Origin of the sequence: Mesorhizobium sp. L2C066B000 (assembly GCF_000502335.1) — a bacterium.
Classification (GTDB): Bacteria; Pseudomonadota; Alphaproteobacteria; order Rhizobiales; family Rhizobiaceae; genus Mesorhizobium.
The window spans coordinates 413,900-433,141 of the sequence record NZ_AYWZ01000002.1; the positions used below are offsets into that span (position 1 = coordinate 413,900).

Annotated in this window: 16 protein-coding genes and 1 pseudogene; 12 read left to right on the forward strand and 5 right to left on the reverse strand. The window is 61.6% G+C overall.

The genetic code is table 11. The features are described 5' to 3' along the window. The 3 genes from X733_RS155205 to X733_RS155195 form a co-directional block, all read right to left on the reverse strand. Positions 1–1,215 (reverse strand): glycosyltransferase family protein, encoded by a 1,215-nt coding sequence (locus tag X733_RS155205; RefSeq protein WP_023752843.1) that lies wholly within the window; start codon positions 1,213–1,215, stop codon positions 1–3. A gap of 229 nt (positions 1,216–1,444) precedes the next feature. Then, positions 1,445–1,705 carry a hypothetical protein gene (locus X733_RS155200; RefSeq protein WP_023672151.1) on the reverse strand — a complete coding sequence of 87 codons (261 nt, stop codon included), beginning with the start codon at positions 1,703–1,705 and terminating at the stop codon, positions 1,445–1,447. Positions 1,706–1,804: 99 nt separating this feature from the next. Next, on the reverse strand, positions 1,805–2,245 hold the full coding sequence (locus X733_RS155195; protein ID WP_023818377.1) for an Lrp/AsnC family transcriptional regulator: 441 nt from the start codon (positions 2,243–2,245) through the stop codon (positions 1,805–1,807). Between the two features lie 146 nt (positions 2,246–2,391). Between X733_RS155195 and rocF the strand changes: the two genes are divergently transcribed. Both rocF and X733_RS155185 read left to right on the forward strand, forming a co-directional pair. Beyond that, positions 2,392–3,327 carry an arginase gene (rocF, locus tag X733_RS155190; RefSeq protein WP_023692900.1) on the forward strand — a complete coding sequence of 312 codons (936 nt, stop codon included), beginning with the start codon at positions 2,392–2,394 and terminating at the stop codon, positions 3,325–3,327. After that, complete coding sequence (locus X733_RS155185) at positions 3,324–4,385, forward strand: ornithine cyclodeaminase (protein ID WP_023818378.1); 1,062 nt, start codon at positions 3,324–3,326, stop codon at positions 4,383–4,385. The genes rocF and X733_RS155185 overlap by 4 nt, the downstream gene beginning before the upstream one ends. Positions 4,386–4,391: 6 nt before the next feature. Here X733_RS155185 and X733_RS155180 read toward each other — a convergent pair whose 3' ends face one another. Further along, on the reverse strand, positions 4,392–5,393 hold the full coding sequence (locus X733_RS155180; protein ID WP_023818379.1) for a LacI family DNA-binding transcriptional regulator: 1,002 nt from the start codon (positions 5,391–5,393) through the stop codon (positions 4,392–4,394). 181 nt (positions 5,394–5,574) lie between these two features. Between X733_RS155180 and X733_RS1000000167095 the strand changes: the two genes are divergently transcribed. From X733_RS1000000167095 to X733_RS01000000166075, 5 genes and pseudogenes are all read left to right on the forward strand, one after another. After that, positions 5,575–5,784, forward strand: a complete 210-nt coding sequence (locus X733_RS1000000167095; protein WP_050588640.1) for a hypothetical protein — start codon at positions 5,575–5,577, stop codon at positions 5,782–5,784. Positions 5,785–5,796: 12 nt separating this feature from the next. Continuing rightward, positions 5,797–6,123, forward strand: coding sequence for a tyrosine-protein phosphatase (locus tag X733_RS01000000166070; protein WP_050588641.1), 327 nt, complete (start codon positions 5,797–5,799; stop codon positions 6,121–6,123). Positions 6,124–7,776: 1,653 nt separating this feature from the next. Continuing rightward, positions 7,777–8,616, forward strand: coding sequence for a hypothetical protein (locus tag X733_RS155175; RefSeq protein WP_023818380.1), 840 nt, complete (start codon positions 7,777–7,779; stop codon positions 8,614–8,616). Positions 8,617–8,904: 288 nt separating this feature from the next. Next, complete coding sequence (locus X733_RS155170) at positions 8,905–9,576, forward strand: winged helix-turn-helix domain-containing protein (RefSeq protein WP_023742038.1); 672 nt, start codon at positions 8,905–8,907, stop codon at positions 9,574–9,576. A 56-nt stretch (positions 9,577–9,632) separates the two neighbouring features. Continuing rightward, positions 9,633–11,097, forward strand: a pseudogene (locus tag X733_RS01000000166075) (ATP-binding protein). A gap of 189 nt (positions 11,098–11,286) precedes the next feature. Here the strand turns inward: X733_RS01000000166075 and X733_RS155165 are convergent. After that, entirely contained in the window at positions 11,287–12,156 is an 870-nt protein-coding gene (locus tag X733_RS155165) for a helix-turn-helix domain-containing protein (RefSeq protein WP_023672161.1), read from the reverse strand. A gap of 106 nt (positions 12,157–12,262) precedes the next feature. On the opposite strand from X733_RS155165, the gene X733_RS155160 reads away from it, so the two are divergent. From X733_RS155160 to X733_RS155140, 5 genes are all read left to right on the forward strand, one after another. After that, the gene (locus X733_RS155160) at positions 12,263–13,531 is read left to right on the forward strand and encodes an ABC transporter substrate-binding protein (RefSeq protein ID WP_023672162.1); all 1,269 of its coding nucleotides are present in this window, start codon (positions 12,263–12,265) and stop codon (positions 13,529–13,531) included. A gap of 203 nt (positions 13,532–13,734) precedes the next feature. After that, positions 13,735–14,595 carry a sugar ABC transporter permease gene (locus X733_RS155155; RefSeq protein ID WP_023672163.1) on the forward strand — a complete coding sequence of 287 codons (861 nt, stop codon included), beginning with the start codon at positions 13,735–13,737 and terminating at the stop codon, positions 14,593–14,595. Between the two features lie 13 nt (positions 14,596–14,608). After that, positions 14,609–15,445, forward strand: coding sequence for a carbohydrate ABC transporter permease (locus tag X733_RS155150; RefSeq protein ID WP_023672164.1), 837 nt, complete (start codon positions 14,609–14,611; stop codon positions 15,443–15,445). 13 nt (positions 15,446–15,458) lie between these two features. Further along, complete coding sequence (gene ugpC, locus X733_RS155145; protein ID WP_023818381.1) at positions 15,459–16,538, forward strand: sn-glycerol-3-phosphate ABC transporter ATP-binding protein UgpC; 1,080 nt, start codon at positions 15,459–15,461, stop codon at positions 16,536–16,538. A 27-nt stretch (positions 16,539–16,565) separates the two neighbouring features. Then, the gene (locus X733_RS155140) at positions 16,566–18,599 is read left to right on the forward strand and encodes an aldo/keto reductase (protein ID WP_023818382.1); all 2,034 of its coding nucleotides are present in this window, start codon (positions 16,566–16,568) and stop codon (positions 18,597–18,599) included. The last annotated feature ends 643 nt before the right edge of the window (positions 18,600–19,242 follow it).

Genomic DNA, 19,242 nt, shown 5'->3' on the forward strand with positions numbered 1-19,242 from the left:
TCAGTTCATGCCTTCAATGACCGAAAGGTGATGGCCGGCCCGCCGGTCGAGCAGTTCCGCGACGATTTCGGAAATATGAGGCAGCCCTTCCAGAGTCAGATGCGCATTGCTCTGCGATGGGCGGGGCCGGCCCGGCAAAACCTGCAGCGCATCGGCAAACCGCTGGGCATCCTCGGCTTCCTCAGGCAAAAGCATCTCGATGAGGCCGAGTTCGGCTGCGCGCCGTGCCCGGATCAGCTGTTCCTCGCGCGGCGTGACGCGCGGCACGATCAGCGCCGGCTTGTCGAAAGACAATATCTCGCAATAGGTGTTGTAACCGCCCATCGCCACCACCGCCTTGGCGCCGGCAATCAGCTCTTCCATGCGGTTGTCGAATTCGATGATCTTGACATAGGGGATCTTGGCCCCTTTCCTGACCAGCTTGTTGCGCTTGCGCGCCGGCATGTAGGGCCCAAGCACGATCAGCGCCCTGTGCTGCAATCGCGGATCCTGCTGATAGGCCTCGATGACGTTGTGGATCAGGTCGGCGCCGTCACCACCGCCACCGGTGGTAACCAGGATATAGTCGCCCTCGGGCCGGTGGCCGGGCAATTGGTTCTGCTGCAGGCTCCGTTGCAGGAAACCGACGAACTTCATCTTTGCCCTGACCGCCGGCGGCACGTCCAGGCCGGTCAACGGATCGTAGAAATCCGGCGGGCCATAGACCCAGACCTTGTCGTAGAACAGGCCAATCTTGCGCATCACATCCCTGCGTGCCCACTCCGCTTCGAGCAAATGCGGCGCGTCCATCACCTCGCGCAGGCCAAGCACGAGCGTGGTGCCCCGCGTCTTGAGGTAGGACAGCGTATCCTCGATCTCACCGCGCAGCCCCAGCGGTTCCTTGTCGACGATGAAGATATCCGGCCGGAAGCTCTCGGCCGTGTGGCGGATGATCGACTGCCGCATCCTTAGCGTCTCATGCAGATCGATGTCCTTTTCCAGCGAGGTGTATTCGCCGTTTCGCAGCTTGATGACGCTGGGGATCTTCACGAAGTCGACGCGGGCGCGGTAGTCGAAGGCGCCGGCGATGGTCGCACCCGAAATGATTAGCACCTGAAGTCCGCGGAAATCCCCGACCAGCGAATGAGCGATCGTTCGGCAACGCTGCAAATGGCCGAGCCCGAACGTGTCGTGGCTGTACATGAGAATTCGTGCGTCTTTTGCGTGCTGTGTCATTGTGAACGTCTTTTAGAATTCTCGCCGGACCGTGGGCAACCCCGCAGGCTTCGAAACCATTCTCGCGGGTCTATCGACCTGTTTTGAAACATGGGGGCGAGAGGTACGCAACGGCATTCTTCACCAGGTCACGAATGCCAGGGGCGCTGATTGTGGCGCCATGCCTTGTCTTCGCCGACGATAGACGGCCCGAGCACAAATCTCTGTCATGAGGCTTGACCCCGTGGAATTAAATGCCCTGCGGCCTGAGGCAGGCAAAGCGCACATTGCGAAAAATCAAGGGCGACCAAGGCGAAACGAGGCTGCCGCACATTGTGAGGAGAACCCGCACCTTGGGAAAATGCTTCATAATCCATCGAAACACAACGGCCGCCAGAGGCCGCACGTTGCGGCCTTTTATCCTGCCATCAGCCTTGGCCTGTGGCAAGCGTCCGGTCCGTGCACCGTTGAAGCTGGTGCAATCTCGCGTCATGCCGGCTTCGTCCGTCATGTGGAGCATAGCTGCGGCCCCAATGAGATTCGTCAGCCAGGCGACCCATTCGCCAGTTCCGCCCAAAGCTTTGCGTGAACACGCCGGCCGGAACGGCGGCTAAGCCAGCCGCGCCCTTGTCGTCCTCGGCGTTGCCAGCAGCAGACTTGTCTCGCTGCCGGTTATCCCCGGGATTAGCCGGATTCGGCGCAGAACCGCGTCGAAATCGGTGAGCGAGGCCGTGCCGAGTTCGACCACCAGGTCCCAGCGGCCATTGGTGGTGTGAATGGTCGAAACCTCAGCGAGACCGCCGAGCGCCCGGACCACGCGGTCGGCGGCATGGCCCTCGATCTCGATCATCATCACGCCGCGTATCCGCTGGTCGACGGCGTCGGCGCGCAGCACCACCGTGTAGCCGATGATCTCGCCCGTTTTTTCCAGTCGCTCCATGCGCGCCCTGACCGTGGCGCGCGACACCCCGAGATCGACCGCGAGATCGGAGATGCTGCGCCGGGCAACATGCCTGAGCAGCGTGACCAGCCTTTCGTCAAGCAAGTCCATGATTCTATCCACTTTGACCAAAGCGACTTATCGGAATGATAAATCATTCTTCTCGAAATGCCAATTTCGTTTGTTCAAACTGCCGGTCCAGGATGGTTCATTCCACGCATCAATTGCCCAATCAATTTGCAAGGACACCAAAAACCATGCGCTGCAGGATCGTTGGCGCGCCGGTGCAGGACGGCGCCGGCAGGATGGGATGCGAGATGGGGCCGAGCGCGCTGCGCACGGCCGGGCTTGTCTCGGTGCTGTCGGAACTCGGCCACGAGGTCGAGGACTGGGGCGCGGTGCAACCGGCCGCCGTGCGCGCAATCGTCCATGGCAATCTCGCGCTGAAGGCCCTACCGGAGATTTCCGCCTGGACGGCGGCAATTGCCGAGACCGCCTATGCGGCTTCGCGGGACGCCATGCCGATCTTCCTTGGCGGCGACCACGCGATATCGGCCGGCACGGTGTCGGGCATAGCCCGCCGCGCCGCCGAACGCGGCCGGCCGCTCTTCGTGCTGTGGCTCGACGCACATCCCGATTTCCACACGCTCGATACCACCGTCAGCGGCAATCTGCACGGCGTGCCGCTCGCCTATGCCAGCGGCCGGCCGGGCTTCAACGGTTATTTCCCGGACCTGCCTGTCGCCGTCGACCCTGCCCACATCTGCGTCATGGGCCTGCGCAGCGTCGATCCGGCGGAGCGCCGGGCGCTGAGCGAAGCGGGGGTTACCGTGCACGACATGCGCACCATTGACGAGCACGGCGTCGCACCTTTGCTGCGCGCCTTCCTGGCCATCGTCGAAAAGGAAAACGGCCTGCTGCATGTCAGCCTCGACGTCGACTTCCTCGACCCCTCCATCGCGCCGGCCGTCGGCACCACCGTGCCCGGCGGCGCCACCTTCCGCGAGGCGCATCTGGTGATGGAGATGCTGTCCGACAGCGGCCTGGTCTCCAGCCTTGATCTGGTCGAGCTCAACCCGTTCCTCGACGAGCGCGGCCGCACCGCCACGCTGATGGTCGACCTCGCCGCCAGCCTGATGGGCCGGCGCATCATGGACCGCCCCACCCGCAGCCATTCCGGAAGCATTGCATGACCCAGCCTTCCCGCCTTGCCATCGTCCCCTTCGTCAGCGTCGACCGCATGATGAAGCTGGTGCTGACCATCGGCGTCGAGCGGTTCCTCACCGAACTCGCCGCCTATATCGAGGAGGATTTTCGCCGCTGGGAGCTGTTCGACAAGACGCCGCGCATCGCCTCGCACAGCCATGACGGCGTCATCGAGCTGATGCCGACCAGCGACGGCAAGATGTACGGCTTCAAATATGTCAACGGCCATCCGAAGAACATGCGGGAAGGCCGCCAGACCGTCACCGCCTTCGGCGTGCTCGCCGATGTCGGTTCCGGCTATCCGATGCTGCTGACCGAAATGACGATCCTGACGGCGCTGCGCACCGCGGCGACCTCCGCTGTCGCGGCCAAATATCTGGCGCCCAAAGGCGCGCGCTCGATGGCCATCATCGGCAATGGCGCCCAGTCCGAATTCCAGGCTGTCGCCTTCAAAGCGCTGCTCGGCGTCGACCGGCTGCGGCTCTATGATATCGACCGCTCCGCTTCGGAAAAATGCGCCCGCAACCTCGCCGGCAAAGGCTTCGACATCACCATCTGCACAACGGGCCAGGATGCTGTCGAAGGCGTCGACATCATCACCACGGTGACCGCCGACAAGCAGTGCGCCACTATCCTCACCGACAACATGGTCGGTTCCGGCGTGCACATCAACGCGGTCGGCGGCGACTGCCCCGGCAAGACGGAACTGCACCGCGACATCCTTTTGCGCTCCGACATCTTCGTCGAGTTCTCGCCGCAGACGCGCATCGAGGGCGAAATCCAGCAGCTCCACGCCCACCATCCGGTGACCGAGTTGTGGCAGGTGATGACCGGCAAGGCGGAAGGCCGCAAGACGGCGGAACAGATCACCTTGTTCGATTCCGTCGGCTTCGCCACCGAGGATTTTTCCGCACTGCGCTATATCAGAGACCAGCTTCAGGCCACCGGCCTCTACGAGGAGCTCGACCTGCTCGCCGATCCCGACGAGCCGCGCGACCTCTTCGGCATGCTGCTCAGGGCAGCGCTGCAGCCGGCAGCCGCCTGAGGGGCTTCAGCCGCGCAACGGCGCGCAGCTCTCCCGTTCGACGAGCACCGGGGTGAGCACTTCGCGGCGCGAATGCGCCGCCGGCTCGGCAACCCGCTCGAGCAGCAGGCTGACGGCGCGGGTGCCGATCTTCTCGACCGGCTGTGCGATCGTCGTCAGTGGCGGCCAGGTGGTGACGGCATAGGGTATGTCGTCGAAGCCGATCATCGACATGTCGCCGGGGACCCGCAATCCGCGCCCGCGCAGCACTGTCAGCGCGCCCATGGCCATCAGATCGTTACAGGCAAACAGCGCCGTGATCCCCGGCGCCTGCGCCATCAGCCGCTCCATCGCCATGCGGCCGCCGGCGAAGTGGTAGTCGGAATCCACCACCGAGGCCGGCGGCAGGTCGAGGCCGGCTTCCTGCAGCGCCCTGGCGAAGCCGCGCAGGCGGGCGGGGCTGGAGCTGGAATCGCGCGGGCCGCCGATGACGCCGATCTTCTCGTGACCGAGCCCGGCCAGATAGCGGCCGGCGAGATAGCCGCCATAATCGTGATCGACCAGCACGGAATCGACATTGACCGAATGGATCTCGCGGTCGATCAGCACCGCCGGGACGCCGGGCAGAAGGCTGGAGAACACCCGCGCATGATCGGACGAGCCGGCAAAGATCAGCCCGTCGATCTGCTTGGCCATCAGCACCTGGAGGTAGCGCTCCTCCTTCTCGGCGCTGCCGTCGGAGTTGCACAGGATCACCGTATAGCCGGCAAGGAAGCCGGCATCCTCGATCTGGCGTGCCACGCCGGCGAAGAACGGATTGGAATTGTCCGGCAGCAGCAGGCCGATGGTCTTGGTCTCGCCGCGCCTCAGGCTGCGCGCCAGCGTGTTCGGACTGTAACGCAAGGCGGCGATGGCCGAATGCACGCGCTCGGCCGTCTCCGGCTCGACATGGCGCGTGCGGTTCATCACATGCGAGACGGTTGCGACCGACACTCCGGCATAGCGCGCGACATCGGCAATCGTCGTCATTTTTGTCCCCTGATTTGATTAGCGTAATCGATTGCGTATCCACCGCCAAGAAAAAGCCGCAAGGCAAAATGCTTCCTGGTCGATCTGCTGTCGCAACCGGAATCAGGATAAAGTTCGAGACGCGGTTGCACGACAAGGAACTGGGTATGCAGGATTTGAACGCACTGCGGCGCAAGCGGATATGCGCCTGGCTGGCGGCGCTGATTGCTGTCGTTGCGATTTCCGGCGGCGCGCTGGCGGCGACCCACCTAGACAACAATTCCACGCCATTGTCGCGGGCGAGGCCTATCGCTCCGCCCAGCCGACCGCCGACGAGATCTGCGCCTACCGCGACAAATATCACATTGCTGCCATCGTCAATCTGCGTGGCGCGGCGCCCGGCCACGCCTAGTATGATGACGAAGTGAAGGCTGCCAACGAACTTGGCATCCGCCACATCGACTTCCCGATGAACGCCCGCACCGAATTGACGCAGCAGCAATCGCTGGCGCTGATCGCCTTGCTGCAATCGGCGCCCAAGCCGGTGCTGATCCATTCCAAGGAAGGGGCCGACCGGACCGGCCTTGCCGCGGCACTCTATCTCGCAGCACTGGCGAGAGCGAACGAGCCGGTATCCGAGGCGCAGCTGTCGGTCCGTTATAGCCATATCGGCATTCCGCTCGTCGGACCCTATGAAATGGATCAGAGCTTCGAGGCCATGGAGTCGCTGCTGGGCTTTTTCGGCTCGTGACGAACTGACGATCCGGCACGAAGTTCAGCGCGTTGCGTGCAGCCTCTCTAGGTCTGTCGTTTCTTGATTCCGAAAAATCCGAGAGACACCAAAGCGCGAGATGGCACGTCGACTGCCTCGCCGGCGCGCGTAGCAGCGCTCGTCGGCGTCAGGCGGACCGATGACGAGTTGCGCAAAACTCGCCGTCAGCCCAGCAGAGCGCCTATCGTGAGCCACTCGCCTGCTTTTTTGTAGCACGCCCACTGGTGCCACTTGTCATCCTCATCGCACTTTTGACTAAGGCCCTGACCGTGCAGCCGCTTGGCACTACACCTATGCGGTGAGGTCCGACTTCTTGCTTCTCGACGAAAGCGCCGACACCGCTCGGGCCACATTCGCGACGGCAAATTATCTCGGCGTAGTTAGGCAGACGGTAAATTCGAAGAGCGATTTTCAGGCCGGGACGCAATATGACAGGCACACGCGCGCACTTGCACTTGCAACTCCACTCATCGCCGCGCTAATACATATAGTAACAAACAATATGCCCAGAGGGTCGTCCATGCCAACTTATCCCGGATTCCATCCTGATTTCGAGATTGCAGGTTACCCTGGGCAGATTCGTACCGCAATCAGACGAATTGCTCTACATTTCTATGTAACTCGGCCCTTCCATCCTACCATGATTGGCAATAGCAAATACTGGGCTGTTCTGGTGCGACCGAGCGATGAATTCTCTGTTTATATAAACACAGACCGAGAGGTCCTGATCGTTTTCTCTGAATACACCACATTTGAAATACGAACTCTCGATGCCTATGACGCTTTCTACGAGCATCTCGACTACAGTCGAGTTGATAAAAGTCTACGATTCTTAGTCAGCGCCGACGATCGGATCGAGAGTATTATCCGGCACTACCTAGACCAGAATCCAGAATACCCCATCATTATTCCAACTACATTTAACTCGTTTGATAATTCTGCAAATACACTTCTCGACGCTGTCAGGCGTAATTACCTATTGCGCGACCTTTTCGGGTACCAAAATCCTTTAAGGGAGGAGAACTTCTTCTTCGGCCGCCAACACATTGTCACCTCTGTGTTAGATATGGCTCGGTCAGGGCAAAATTCAAGCTTATTTGGTCTACGGAAAAGTGGTAAAACCTCAGCGATATACGCAGTTCAGCGAAAATCTAGAGCGCTTTCGTGCAACGTCACGGTTGTTGATTGTCAAAACCCCGCCGTTCACGCCCGAACATACGATGGTTTGCTAACCCACATCTTATCCGAAATTCGCAGGTCATCAGGTCTCAAGAGAGTCGTCATTGATCTCGGCTCAACACTATCGTCCGTATCCGAGAATTTTGTTGCCCAAATGACAATATCCTAAGTGCAGTTAAGAATACAGTGCTTCTTATATTTGACGAAATTGAAAACATATCGCCGCAGACTGCCTCATCAGACCATTGGAAAACGGGCAATGACACATTGTATTTCTGGCAAATACTTAGATCGTACATACAATCCGAAAGCAGAGGGCGGTTTTCTATATGTATAGTTGGCACAAGTCCATACATACTGGAGGCCACGCGAATAAATAATATAGCAAACCCTGTCTATCTATACGCGAAGAAGCAATTCCTTCCGAGCTTATCATTCGAAGAGACAAAGGAGATGGTGCAGCGTCTAGGATATTTTATGGGATTGGAATTCTCTAGCGAGATTGTCGCTGAGTTGCAGCGCGAGTTTGGGGGACATCCCTTCTTTACGCGCCAGGTTTGCAGCAAGGTTCATCAGCTGGCATCCTCTCGTCGCCCTATCAAGGTGTCATCCAATATTGTGCATCAGGCAAAAACAGCATTCTACGGCGAGCTGGAGAACTATCTCAAGGACATACTTGATCAACTTAAGGAATTCTATCCGGCTGAATTCGGGGTGCTAAAAAGCGTGATTGAGGGCAATACGGCCGAGTTGACGGAATATGGCTTGGAAGCTCCCGACCTTATTGATCACCTTATTGGCTATGGCCTTGTTGAGAGGTCGGGGGAGCATTTCGATATCCGGCTAAGTGCCATCAAGGTTGTTTTACAGCGCTTGATAGCGTCTGAACATGGGGAAGATCGATGGGCGGAAATTTCTCGCCGTCGAAACGCTGTGGAGACCTCCATACGGCTCGCACTCTTCCATTGGGTGAAGACGATAGACAGAAATGTTTGGAGCGACGTCATTGATCAAAACTTGACCACGGGCAGGCGACAGGCGCTAACCACAACGGAGCCAAGGGTATTATTTTCTAAATCTGAAACTCCACTATATCTTTCGGACCTGATGATGCTGATCAAGGACGAAAGAGTTCTGCCGTATATTTCAGACCGAAGGTCTATGGTGTTATCTTCCCTAAATAGCGTGAATAAATTACGGAAGGACGCTCACGCTCTTAGTGTATCGGATACAGATCTACGTGAAGTGCGGTTGGCTTTTAACTACTTGGAAGATGAGTTTGCGGCTCCATAGCTTCGCACAAAGCCCCATCCGGCAAATTTCTCTACCGAGGTTATCTGACTCCCGAGGCGCAGCTGTCTGTTCGCTACGGCCATATCGGGATTCCGCTCGTCGGACCCTATGAAATGGATCAGAGCTTCGAGGCCATGGAGTCGCTGCTGGGCTTTTTCGACTCGTGAAACCTGACAAGGCGGAGCCGACTGTTCCAGGAAAAAGTGTGAAACCGCTTTTCGGCCGGAATTGCGCCAAAACAGGTCGTTAAAGGCTCGCCGGGGCAGTCAACCAGCGATCGGAACAACGATGCGACTTCTCCTTGTCGAGGACGACCCACGCACCGCCGACTATGTCGTCAAGGGCCTTGGCGAGGCAGGCCATATCTGCGACCTCAGGCGCGATGGCCGCGACGCGCTGTTTGCCGCGACACGCGACGCCTATGACGTGATCGTCGTCGACCGCATGCTGCCCGGCCTCGACGGCCTGTCGATGATCAAGGCGGTGCGGGCAGCGGGCGTGCGTACGCCGGCGATCTTTCTGACCTCGGTCGGCGGCGTCGACGACAGGGTTGAAGGGCTCGAGGCCGGCGGCGACGACTATCTCGTCAAGCCATTCGCCTTTTCCGAACTGCTCGCCCGCATCAACGCGCTCGGCCGTCGCCCTGCGGTGCAGGAGCTGAAGACGACGCTGCGCATCGCCGACCTCGAAATGGACCTGATCCAGCGCCGCGTCACCAGGCAGGGCCAGGCGATCGACCTGCAGCCGCGCGAATTCAGCCTGCTCGAAGTGCTGATGCGCGGCGAGGGCCGCGTCATCACCCGCACCATGCTTCTGGAACGGGTCTGGGATTTTCACTTCGACCCCAAGACCAGCGTCGTCGAAACCCATATCAGCCGGCTGCGCGCCAAGATCGACAGGCCGTTCGAAACCGCGTTGATCCACACCGTGCGCAGCACTGGCTACAGTGTTCACGACTGAGGCGCGGCATGACAGAAACTTGCCATGACTGAAGCTTGCAATGACTGAAACGCACTATGACTGAGACAGGCTCTCGCCTGCTGCGCAGCACGCCGTTTCGGCTGGCCCTGACCTTCGCCTTGCTGTTCGTGCTCGCCTTCATCCTGTCAGGCGCCATCGTCTACCAGCTGATGAGCGCGGATCTTGCCGAGCAGCTCGACCAGTCGGTCAAGGAGACCTATTCGGTCGTGGCGGTGACCTATGCCGGAAACGACCGGGAGGATCTGGTTTCGGCAGTCGACAGCCACGCCGCGCTCAGCCCGAGCAAGGAACAGCTGTTCTCGCTCACCGATCCCGCCGGCAATCATCTGGCCGGGAATTTCACCGCCGCCGACCTTCCGGATGGCTTTTCCGATTTTGCCGCTTCCCTGCCAGGCGTTGCGCCGGACACTATGTACCGCGCCTGGACCGGTTCGGTCGGGCCCAACAGCCTGACAATTGCCTTTTCGCTTTCCGAAACCGAGGAGCTGGAACGCATCGTTTTGATGAACTTCGGCTGGGCCACCCTGATCATTTCAGGGCTGGCGGTGGCTGGCGGCGCCTTGCTGGCGTCGCGTGTGCAGCGTCGCCTCGACGGCATTGCCACCACCATGGACGATGTCTCCAACGGCCGGCTCGACGCCCGCATTCCACTGCTCGGCAATGGCGACGACATTGACGGCGTCTCGCGCCAGGTCAACGCCGCGCTGGAGCGGCTGGCGGCGCTGGTGGACGGCATGCGCCAGGTCAGCGCCGACATCGCGCATGATCTGAAGACGCCGCTCAACCGGCTGCAGATGATTTTGGAAGCTGCGGCCGACAGGACCGCGCGGGGTGAGGCCGTTGCCGATGAGCTGGCGGAGGCACGTGGGGAAAGCCTGCAGATCAACGATACTTTCGATGCGCTGTTGCGTATTGCCCAGATCGAGGCCGGCGCCCGCAAGGCGCGCTTTGTCGATCTCGACCTCACCGGCGTCATCGATGCCATTGCCGAAATCTACGCCGGTGTCGCCGAGGATGACGGCAAGTCGCTGTCGGCCACGATCGTCCACGGCACGCCATGCCTGGTCCACGGCGACCGCGACCTGCTGACGCAATTGTTTGCCAATCTGGTTGAGAACGCGCTGCGGCATTGCCCCGATGGCACGGCAATCCTTCTATCGGTGCGGCGGCAAGGCGACCGCATTCTGGCTGAGGTCGCCGACAATGGCCCCGGCATCCCGGCGCAGGAGCGCGAAAAAGNGGCGGCAAGGCGACCGCATTCTGGCTGAGGTCGCCGACAATGGCCCCGGCATCCCGGCGCAGGAGCGCGAAAAAGTGTTCCAGCGGCTCTACCGGCTCGACTCCAGCCGCACCACGCCCGGCAGCGGCCTTGGCCTCAGCCTGGTGCGGGCAATCGCCGACCTGCATGGTGCAACGATTGCGCTGGAGGATCGCCGGCCTGGGCTGGCGGTAATTGTCGGGTTTCCTCGGGCGGAGGGCACCGGTCCCGGCTTGAAATGACAACGCCAGAGCCAGGTCGACCCCACTCCGTCGAGCGAAGCAGCGACGGAGTGGGGGAAGGCGCTCATGAAACGCGAAGTCGCTGACAATTCTCCAAGTTGATGATCGCAGTCGACAAAGGTGGTCGCGATTAGCCTTGCACATGTTTCCACCCGAACGGCTGCGGGTTGATCAAGACGACCGTTGAACCTACCGGCCCACCGCACCCCGGCGAAAATCCGAGGGCGACATCCCCGCCAGCTTGCGGAAGGATTTGTTGAAGGCGCTGAGCGAGCCGAAGCCTGAATCCATGGCGACGCGCAGCACATTGGCGTCTTCATGCATCAAAAGCGCCTGCGCATAGCTCAGCCGCAGCAGGTTCATATATTCGTTGAGCGTCATGCCGGTCGACTTCTTGAAAATGCTCATGGCGTATTTGGGATGGATGTCGGCCGCCGCCGCGATGTCGACGCAGTCTATGTCGTAGAGGAAATTCTCGGCGATGAAGTCGCACATGCGACCGACATTGCGCAGCGATTGCTGGTCGAACGGGCCGCCGGGTTCCTGGCCGATGGCGGTTTCCGGCACCAGCCGGTAGGGCTCGAAGCGCACCCGCTCCAACCGCAGCAGCAGCTCGTTCACGGCGTGCTCGGTTATCGCCGCATCGCCCGAGCGGAAATAGCGGTTCCAGCGCTCGAAATTGTGATGGTCGGCCTGGTCGGTCGCCGATGTCACCAGCGTGGCGCCGGTCATCAGCCTGTGGCGGACATCCGTCGGCAGATGCAGGCGGAAGAAATGCACCAGCGGCAGATGCGCGCCGGCATAGATGGCGTCGTCGGAGAGATCGTCCATCTGGTGCGGCAGCCCGCCCCAGAACAGGCACATGTCGCCGGCCGACAGCGAGATCTCGTGCTCGTTCATGCGGTAATGCACGCTGCCGCGGACGATGAAATTGACCTCGACCTGGGCATGCCAGTGCGGCTTCAGCATCACCAGCGGATGGTTGTGAAACATCTGCAAAGCCATCGGCAGGCCTTCGACGCTGCTGGCGCCAGGCTGGTAAAACGGCCGTTCCGGCATCTTACTTTCCGCCCATCTTTTATTCCCGTTGTCAGGGACAAGCCTTCCGCGCCGCCTAGTCTAGCCATGCTCGCGAAGAGAGAGCAAATGAAATGGGAGGATTTCAATGCGCACGACACTGATCTGTGCCGCGCTGGCGCTTGGCCTGGGCTCAGGCCCGGCTTTGGCGCAGTCCGGCGAAATCACGATCTGGAGCTGGAATATCGCCGCTTCGTCGCTGAAGGCGACGGTGGCCGGCTTCAACAAGCAGTATCCCGACGTCAAGGTCACCGTTCAGGATCTCGGCAACCAGCCGACCTATGACAAGTCGATCGCCGGCTGTGCGGCCGGCGGCGTCGGCCTGCCCGATATCGTCTCGATCGAAAACGGCGAGGCCGAGAACTACTGGAGCCAGTTCCCCGATTGCTTCGTCGATTTGCACACGCTGGGCTACACCGCCGACGACCAGAAGAAATTCCCGGATTTCAAGCGCACCGAATTGGAGGTCGGCGACAAGGCCTATGCCATGCCGTGGGATTCCGGCCCGGTAGCCGCCTTCTACCGCCGCGACTTCTACGAGAAGGCCGGGGTCGATCCGGCCTCGATCAAGACCTGGGACGATTTCATCGCCGCCGGCAAGAAGGTCCAGGCCGCCAATCCCGGCGTCACCATGACCAATGCCGATTTCAACGGCGACACCGAATTCTTCCGCATGATTTCCAACGAACAGGGCTGCGGCTATTTCGCCGCCGATGGGCAGTCGATCACCGTCAACCAGCCGAAATGCGTCGACACGCTGGCCAAGATCAAGGACATGAAGGACGCCGGCATCATCTCGTCGGCCGACTGGGGCACCAAGATCACCAACAACACCGCCGGCACCGTCGCCACCCAGGTCTATGGCGGCTGGTATGAGGGCACCATCCGCACCGAATCCGCCGGCGAAAACGGCAAATGGGGTGTCTATCTGATGCCGAGCCTGACCGCCGACGGCCCGCGCGCCGCCAATCTCGGAGGCTCGTCGCTCGCCATCACCTCAGCCTCGAAGAACAAGGAGGCCGCCTACGCCTATCTGAAATACACGCTCGAGACCAATGAAGGCCAGATCACCATGCTCAGGGATTTCGGCCTGGTGCCGTCACTGATCTCGGCCCTCGACGACCCCTACGTGTCGCAGGGCCTGCCCTATTGGGGCGGCCAGGCAGTGTGGAAGGACATTCTCGCCACGCTGCCCAAGGTGGTGCCGAGCCGCGGCACGCCGTTCCAGAGCGACGCCGAAATCATCATGCGCGCCGTGCAGACCAAATATCTCGGCGGCGGCTATCCCGATGCCAAGGCCGCCCTCGACGACGCCGCCAGCCAGATCGCTTCGGCGACGGGACTGCCGATCAAGTGACCAAGGCGGTGATGCTGGCGGGCCAGATATAGGGCAATTTGCCGGACTGTTGGCGCTGCCCCTCACCTGCCTGCCGGCATCCTCTCCCCGTATAGTGGCGGGGAAAGGGACGCTCTCGCCCAACAGTTCGCCAATTGCCGGCGGCGTCCGCCGGCTAACAACACGCCGGATATCAACCGGGAAAGAGGAAGGAGGAGGAAACCATGCGCTACCAGAACGCCACGGCCTATCGCTTCCTTACGCCCTACCTTCTGATCTTTGCCATCTTCTGGGTGTGGCCGATCATCTCCTCGTTCATGATTTCCTTCCAGGCGACGCGCACGGTGCCCTGGCGCTTTGCGCCGACGTTCAACTGGGGCCGCCTGATCGGCGACCCCGCTTTCTTCAACGCGCTGAAGAACACGCTGCTCATCCTCGTCATCCAGGTGCCGGTGATGATCTCGCTGGCGATCATCATGGCGGTGCTGCTGAACTCGCCGCTGCTGAAAGCACGTGGCCTCTACCGCTTTGCCTTCTTCGCTCCGGTGGTGGTCGGCGAGGTCGCCTATTCCGCCGTGTTCCGGCTGATGTTCAACCTGGATTTCGGCATCATCAACAAGCTCCTCGCCGGCGTCGGCCTGGCCAAGATCGACTGGTTCTCCAACGTCACACCGGCCATGGCGCTGATCATGATCGCGGTAACCTGGCGCTGGGCCGGCTACAACGCCATCATCCTGCTCGCCGGCCTGCAGTCGATCCCCGAGGACGTCTATGAAGCAGCGACGCTCGACCGCGTCAGCAAGCTCAAGCAGTTCTTCTACATAACGCTGCCGCTGCTCAAGCCGGTCATCGTGTTTTGCGCCGTGCTGTCGATCATCGGCACGATGCAGCTGTTCACCGAGCCGTTCCTGATCACGGAGCGCGGCGGCCCCGGCGGCGGCACCGAGACGCTTGGCCTGCTGCTCTACCGCCAGGGTTTTCGCTCGCTCAATTTCGGCTACGCCTCGGCCGTCGCCTACACCATGGCGGGGCTGGCAATCGCCATCACGCTGGTGCAGCTGTGGCTGACACGAGAGCCGAAATGAGAGGGGAGCCGAAATGAGTTCGCTGTCGCAACGCCGGCTCGGCCGCAGCGTCCTGCTGCATCTGGTCCTGACACCGCTGGCGGTGATCTGGCTGTTTCCGCTGTGGATGATGGTGGTGTTTTCGACCATGCCCGACAACGGCATTTTCAGCCCCGGCATCGAGCTTCTGCCGCACGGCAATTTCGTCGACAATTTCAACAACCTGCAGCGCGACACCAATTTCGTCGGCGCTATCGGCATTTCGGTGGCGGTGGCGGTGACCTACACCTTCTTCTCGGTGCTGCTGACCTCGATGGCCGGCTGGGCGCTCGCCCGCTATCAGTTCTTCGGCAAGGGCGCGGTGGTGGCGATCATCCTCGGCACCATCACGCTGCCCTATGCGGTGGTGCTGATCCCGCAATTCATCATGGTGGCGCGCGACTTCCAGCTCGCCAACACCTGGATTGCGCTGATCGTGCCACCCTTGTTCAATTCGCTGGGCGTGCTGTTCATGCGCCAGGCTTTCTCGATGATGCCGGCCGACCTTTTCGACGCGGCACGTGTCGAGGGCGTCAAGGAATGGCGTATCTTCCTGTTCGTCGCTTTGCCGCTGGCGCGGCCGATGCTGGCGGCGCTCGCCATCATCCTGTTCCTCGCCTCGTGGAACAATTATCTCTGGCCGCTTTTGATCAACAGCCAGCCCGGCGCGATGACGGCCCCTGTGGCGCTCGGCACGCTGATCGGCCTGACCAAGGTCTCATGGGGCGGCATCATGGCCGGCGCCGTCATGCTGACCGTACCGATGCTGGTCGTCTTCGTGCTGCTGCAGCGCCATTTCATCGCCGGCATCGCCGCCGGTGCCGTCAAGTAGGGACAACAGCGATATGGCGGCAGTCACCCTCACCAATGTCGTAAAACGCTTCGGCGTCTATGAGATCATCCATGGCGCCAACATCGATATCGCCGATGGCGAGTTCGTCGTCTTTGTCGGCCCGTCGGGTTGTGGAAAATCGACGCTGCTCAGGATGATCGCCGGGCTGGAGGATATCAGCGGCGGCGAGATCGCCATTGGCGGCAAGGTGATGAACGATGTCGAGCCGACCGAGCGCGGCATCGCCATGGTGTTCCAGTCCTACGCGCTCTACCCGCACATGAGCGTGGAGCAGAACCTGAGCTTTGGCCTCAGGATGACCGGCAACCCCAAGGAGGACACCGAGCGGCGGGTGAAGCGGGCCTCCGAAATCCTGCGCATCACAGAGTTGATGGCGCGGCGGCCGAGGCAATTGTCCGGCGGCCAGCGCCAGCGCGTTGCCATTGGCCGCGCCATCGTGCGCGAACCGCAAGTCTTCCTGTTCGACGAGCCGTTGAGCAATCTCGACGCCGAGCTGCGCGTCCAGATGCGGGTCGAGATCTCGCGCCTGCACAAGGAGCTCGGCACGACGATGATCTATGTCACCCACGACCAGACCGAAGCGATGACGCTGGCCGACCGGATCGTGGTGCTGCGCGGTGGCCATGTCGAGCAGATCGGCCGGCCGCTCGATCTCTACGACAATCCCGACAACCAGTTCGTCGCCGGCTTTGTCGGCTCGCCGAAGATGAATTTCATCAAGGGCCGCGTCGTCGGGCGCAACACGAGCAGCGTCACCGTCGAGCTGGTGGGCGAGGAAAAGACCCGCATTATGCAACCATTGACCGGCGCCGTGCCGCAAACAGGAGCCAAGGTCATTGTCGGCGTGCGGCCCGAACATCTCGGCAATGGCGGCGAAGGCGACGCCGACCTCACTGTCGGCATCGACGTGGTCGAGCATCTCGGCGGCACCAGCTTCATCTATGCCAGGACCGCCCATGGCGAAGACCTGGTGATCCAGCGCGACGCGGCAAAGGTCCCCGACACCCAGGAGATCACCGTGTCCATCCGCAAATCCTATCTGTTCGATGAAAACGGCCAGCGGCTGCGCTGACCTTCCAGCTATGCAAGGAGAATGATCATGACTGCAACCGCGCCCATCCGCTGGGGGATACTTGGGCCCGGCGACATCGCCAAAGCGTTCGCCCGCGGCGTGGCAGGCTCGCGCACCGGCACGATCGTGGCGCTCGGCGCCCGCAATCCCGGCAAGGCAGGCTTGGCCGAGACGTTTCCCGGCGCCCGCATCCTCGACGGTTACGACGCGCTGCTCGCCGACCCCGAGGTCGATGCCGTCTATATCGCCATCCCGCATCCCGGCCATGCCGAATGGGGAATCAAGGCGGCGGAAGCCGGCAAGCATGTGCTGTGCGAAAAGCCGCTGGCGCTGACCGCCTTCGAGGCCGACGCCATGATCCATGCTGCGCGCAAGGCCGGCACCTTCCTCGGCGAAGCGTTCATGTACCGGCTGCACCCGCAGACGGCGAAGCTGGTGGAACTCATCAAGTCGGGCGTCATCGGCGATGTCAGGCTGATGAAGTCGAGCTTCGGCTTCGCCATGCCGGGCTTCATGCCCGAGCACCGGCTCTACGCCAACGATCTCGCCGGCGGCGGCATCCTCGATGTTGGCGGCTATCCCGTCTCGATGGTGCGGCTGATTGCCGGGGCTGCGACTGGAAAACCCTTTGCCGAGCCGGACAAGGTTGTCGGCACCGCCCATCTCGGCAAGTCCGGCGTCGACGAATGGGCCTCGGCGCTGCTGCATTTTCCCGGTGGCATCGTCGCCGAGGTATCCTGCAGCATCTCGCTCAAACAGGACAATGTCCTGCGCATCCTCGGCACCAAGGGCCGCATCGAGGTGCCGGATTTCTGGTTCGCCGGCGGCGGCAACCGCGATGGCGGCCCTGGCCGGATCGATGTAATTCTCGCCGACGACACGCGCGAGACCATCAGCGTCAACGAAACCCGCCATCTCTATTCCTTCGAGGTCGACGCCGCCGGCGAGGCGATCCTGGCCGGCAAACAGGAGTTCGCCTGGCCGGGCATGAGCTGGGCCGACAGTCTCGGCACGCTGCGTGTGCTCGACAAATGGCGCGCTGCCGTAGGGCTCGAATATGAAATCGAAAAGCCGGCTAAGCGAACCAACACCCTTTCGGGCCGGCCGCTGCGCACCGGCGGCACCGCCATCGGCAAGCGCAAGATTCCGGGCCTGTCGAAGCCGGCCTCCGTGGTGGCGCTCGGCTTCGAGGATTTCCGCACCTTCTCGTCGGGCGCAATCCTGCTCGACGCCTTCTTCGAGGCCGGCGGCAATCTGTTCGACACCGGCTACGTCTACGGCGGCGGCTACACCGAAACGCTGCTTGGCCAGTGGCTCAGGAATCGCGGCGTGCGCGAGCAGTCGGTGATCATCGCCAAGGGCGCCCACTCGCCGCTCTGCTATCCCGATGTCATCGGCAAGCAGCTCGCCCAGTCGTTGGACCGGCTGCAGACCGACCATGTCGACCTCTATTTCATGCACCGCGACAACCCGGATGTGCCGGTCGGCGAGTTCGTTGACGCCATGGACGCCGAGGCCAAGGCCGGCCGCATCCGTGGCCCGTTCGGCGGCTCGAACTGGACGATGGCGCGCATGGACGAGGCGATTGCCTATGCCGAGCGCACCGGCAAGCAGAAGCCCGGCGTGCTCTCCAACAATTTCTCGCTGGCCGAGATGCTGGAGCCGATCTGGGCCGGCTGCATCACCTCGTCGACCGACGACTGGAAATCCTGGCTGACGAAAAGGCAGATGCCCAACTTCGCCTGGTCGAGCCAGGGCCGCGGCTTCTTCACCGACCGCGCCGGCCGCGACAAGCAGGACAATGAGGAACTGGTGCGGGTCTGGTATTCGGAGAAGAACTTCGGCCGCCGCGACCGCGCCATCGAGCTGGCGCAGCGCCTGGGCAAAAGTCCGATCCACATCGCGCTCGCCTATGTGCTGGCGCAGCCTTTTCCGTCGGTGCCGTTGATCGGCCCGCGCACGCTGGACGAGTTGGAGGACAGTTTGAAGGCGCTGGATATCAAGCTGTCGGCGGAGGATGTGGCGTGGCTGGATAGCGGGCCGGAAAGGCGGCGGGCTTAGCAGCTAATCTCCCCCCTTGAGGGGGAGATGTCGCCGAAGGCGACAGAGGGGGTCGCCTCGCGTGGAGCGCTAACCTCCTTCTGCAGCGGCAGGTAGGCCGAGCCCAGTCGAACCGACCCCCTCTGGCCTGCCGGCCATCTCCCCCTTGTGGGCATAGGCGCTAAGATAGCTTTGGCATGGACTGAAACTTGCGCTTTCGTGGTGGTTCGCGCCAGCGATATCGCAAGGCATGGAGATTTTGGCGCAGGGCCGCCAAGGAAGGTTGAGTAAAGATGGTCGCGATCAGAGAGGCGACGATCTGGCGGGTGGCGCGCCACAGCAGCGGGCGCCCGTCGCTCAAGGGGGAGAGACACCCAACTCCTGCGAGAGGGGTTCGGTCACAAGCGCGATGAGNCAGCGTCTGCGGTTGAACCTTGTTGCCCTTGGCCCTGGCTTCCTTGTTGATTTTGCGCCGCGCTTCTTGTGCCGTGGCCTCGGATTTGCGCAAGGCGATCAGGCGCATATTCACAGGCTCGCCCTTCTTGAGTGCCAGCCGGGCAGGCGTTTCGCAGACTTCCTCCCGGCAGCTCTCCAGGTAGCCGATGAGATCGAACGCCCTGCCGTTGGCGTCGAGCCATCGCGCGTTTTTCCACGACGCGCGCAC

Coding starts and splice junctions, on each gene's coding strand:
- X733_RS155205 (WP_023752843.1), bottom strand. CDS start 1,215: ATGACACAGCACGCAAAAGACGCACGAATTCTCATGTACAGCCACGAC.
- X733_RS155200 (WP_023672151.1), bottom strand. CDS start 1,705: ATGACGGACGAAGCCGGCATGACGCGAGATTGCACCAGCTTCAACGGT.
- X733_RS155195 (WP_023818377.1), bottom strand. CDS start 2,245: ATGGACTTGCTTGACGAAAGGCTGGTCACGCTGCTCAGGCATGTTGCC.
- rocF (WP_023692900.1), top strand. CDS start 2,392: ATGCGCTGCAGGATCGTTGGCGCGCCGGTGCAGGACGGCGCCGGCAGG.
- X733_RS155185 (WP_023818378.1), top strand. CDS start 3,324: ATGACCCAGCCTTCCCGCCTTGCCATCGTCCCCTTCGTCAGCGTCGAC.
- X733_RS155180 (WP_023818379.1), bottom strand. CDS start 5,393: ATGACGACGATTGCCGATGTCGCGCGCTATGCCGGAGTGTCGGTCGCA.
- X733_RS1000000167095 (WP_050588640.1), top strand. CDS start 5,575: ATGCGCCTGGCTGGCGGCGCTGATTGCTGTCGTTGCGATTTCCGGCGG.
- X733_RS155175 (WP_023818380.1), top strand. CDS start 7,777: ATGGTGCAGCGTCTAGGATATTTTATGGGATTGGAATTCTCTAGCGAG.
- X733_RS155170 (WP_023742038.1), top strand. CDS start 8,905: ATGCGACTTCTCCTTGTCGAGGACGACCCACGCACCGCCGACTATGTC.
- X733_RS155165 (WP_023672161.1), bottom strand. CDS start 12,156: ATGCCGGAACGGCCGTTTTACCAGCCTGGCGCCAGCAGCGTCGAAGGC.
- X733_RS155160 (WP_023672162.1), top strand. CDS start 12,263: ATGCGCACGACACTGATCTGTGCCGCGCTGGCGCTTGGCCTGGGCTCA.
- X733_RS155155 (WP_023672163.1), top strand. CDS start 13,735: ATGCGCTACCAGAACGCCACGGCCTATCGCTTCCTTACGCCCTACCTT.
- X733_RS155150 (WP_023672164.1), top strand. CDS start 14,609: ATGAGTTCGCTGTCGCAACGCCGGCTCGGCCGCAGCGTCCTGCTGCAT.
- ugpC (WP_023818381.1), top strand. CDS start 15,459: ATGGCGGCAGTCACCCTCACCAATGTCGTAAAACGCTTCGGCGTCTAT.
- X733_RS155140 (WP_023818382.1), top strand. CDS start 16,566: ATGACTGCAACCGCGCCCATCCGCTGGGGGATACTTGGGCCCGGCGAC.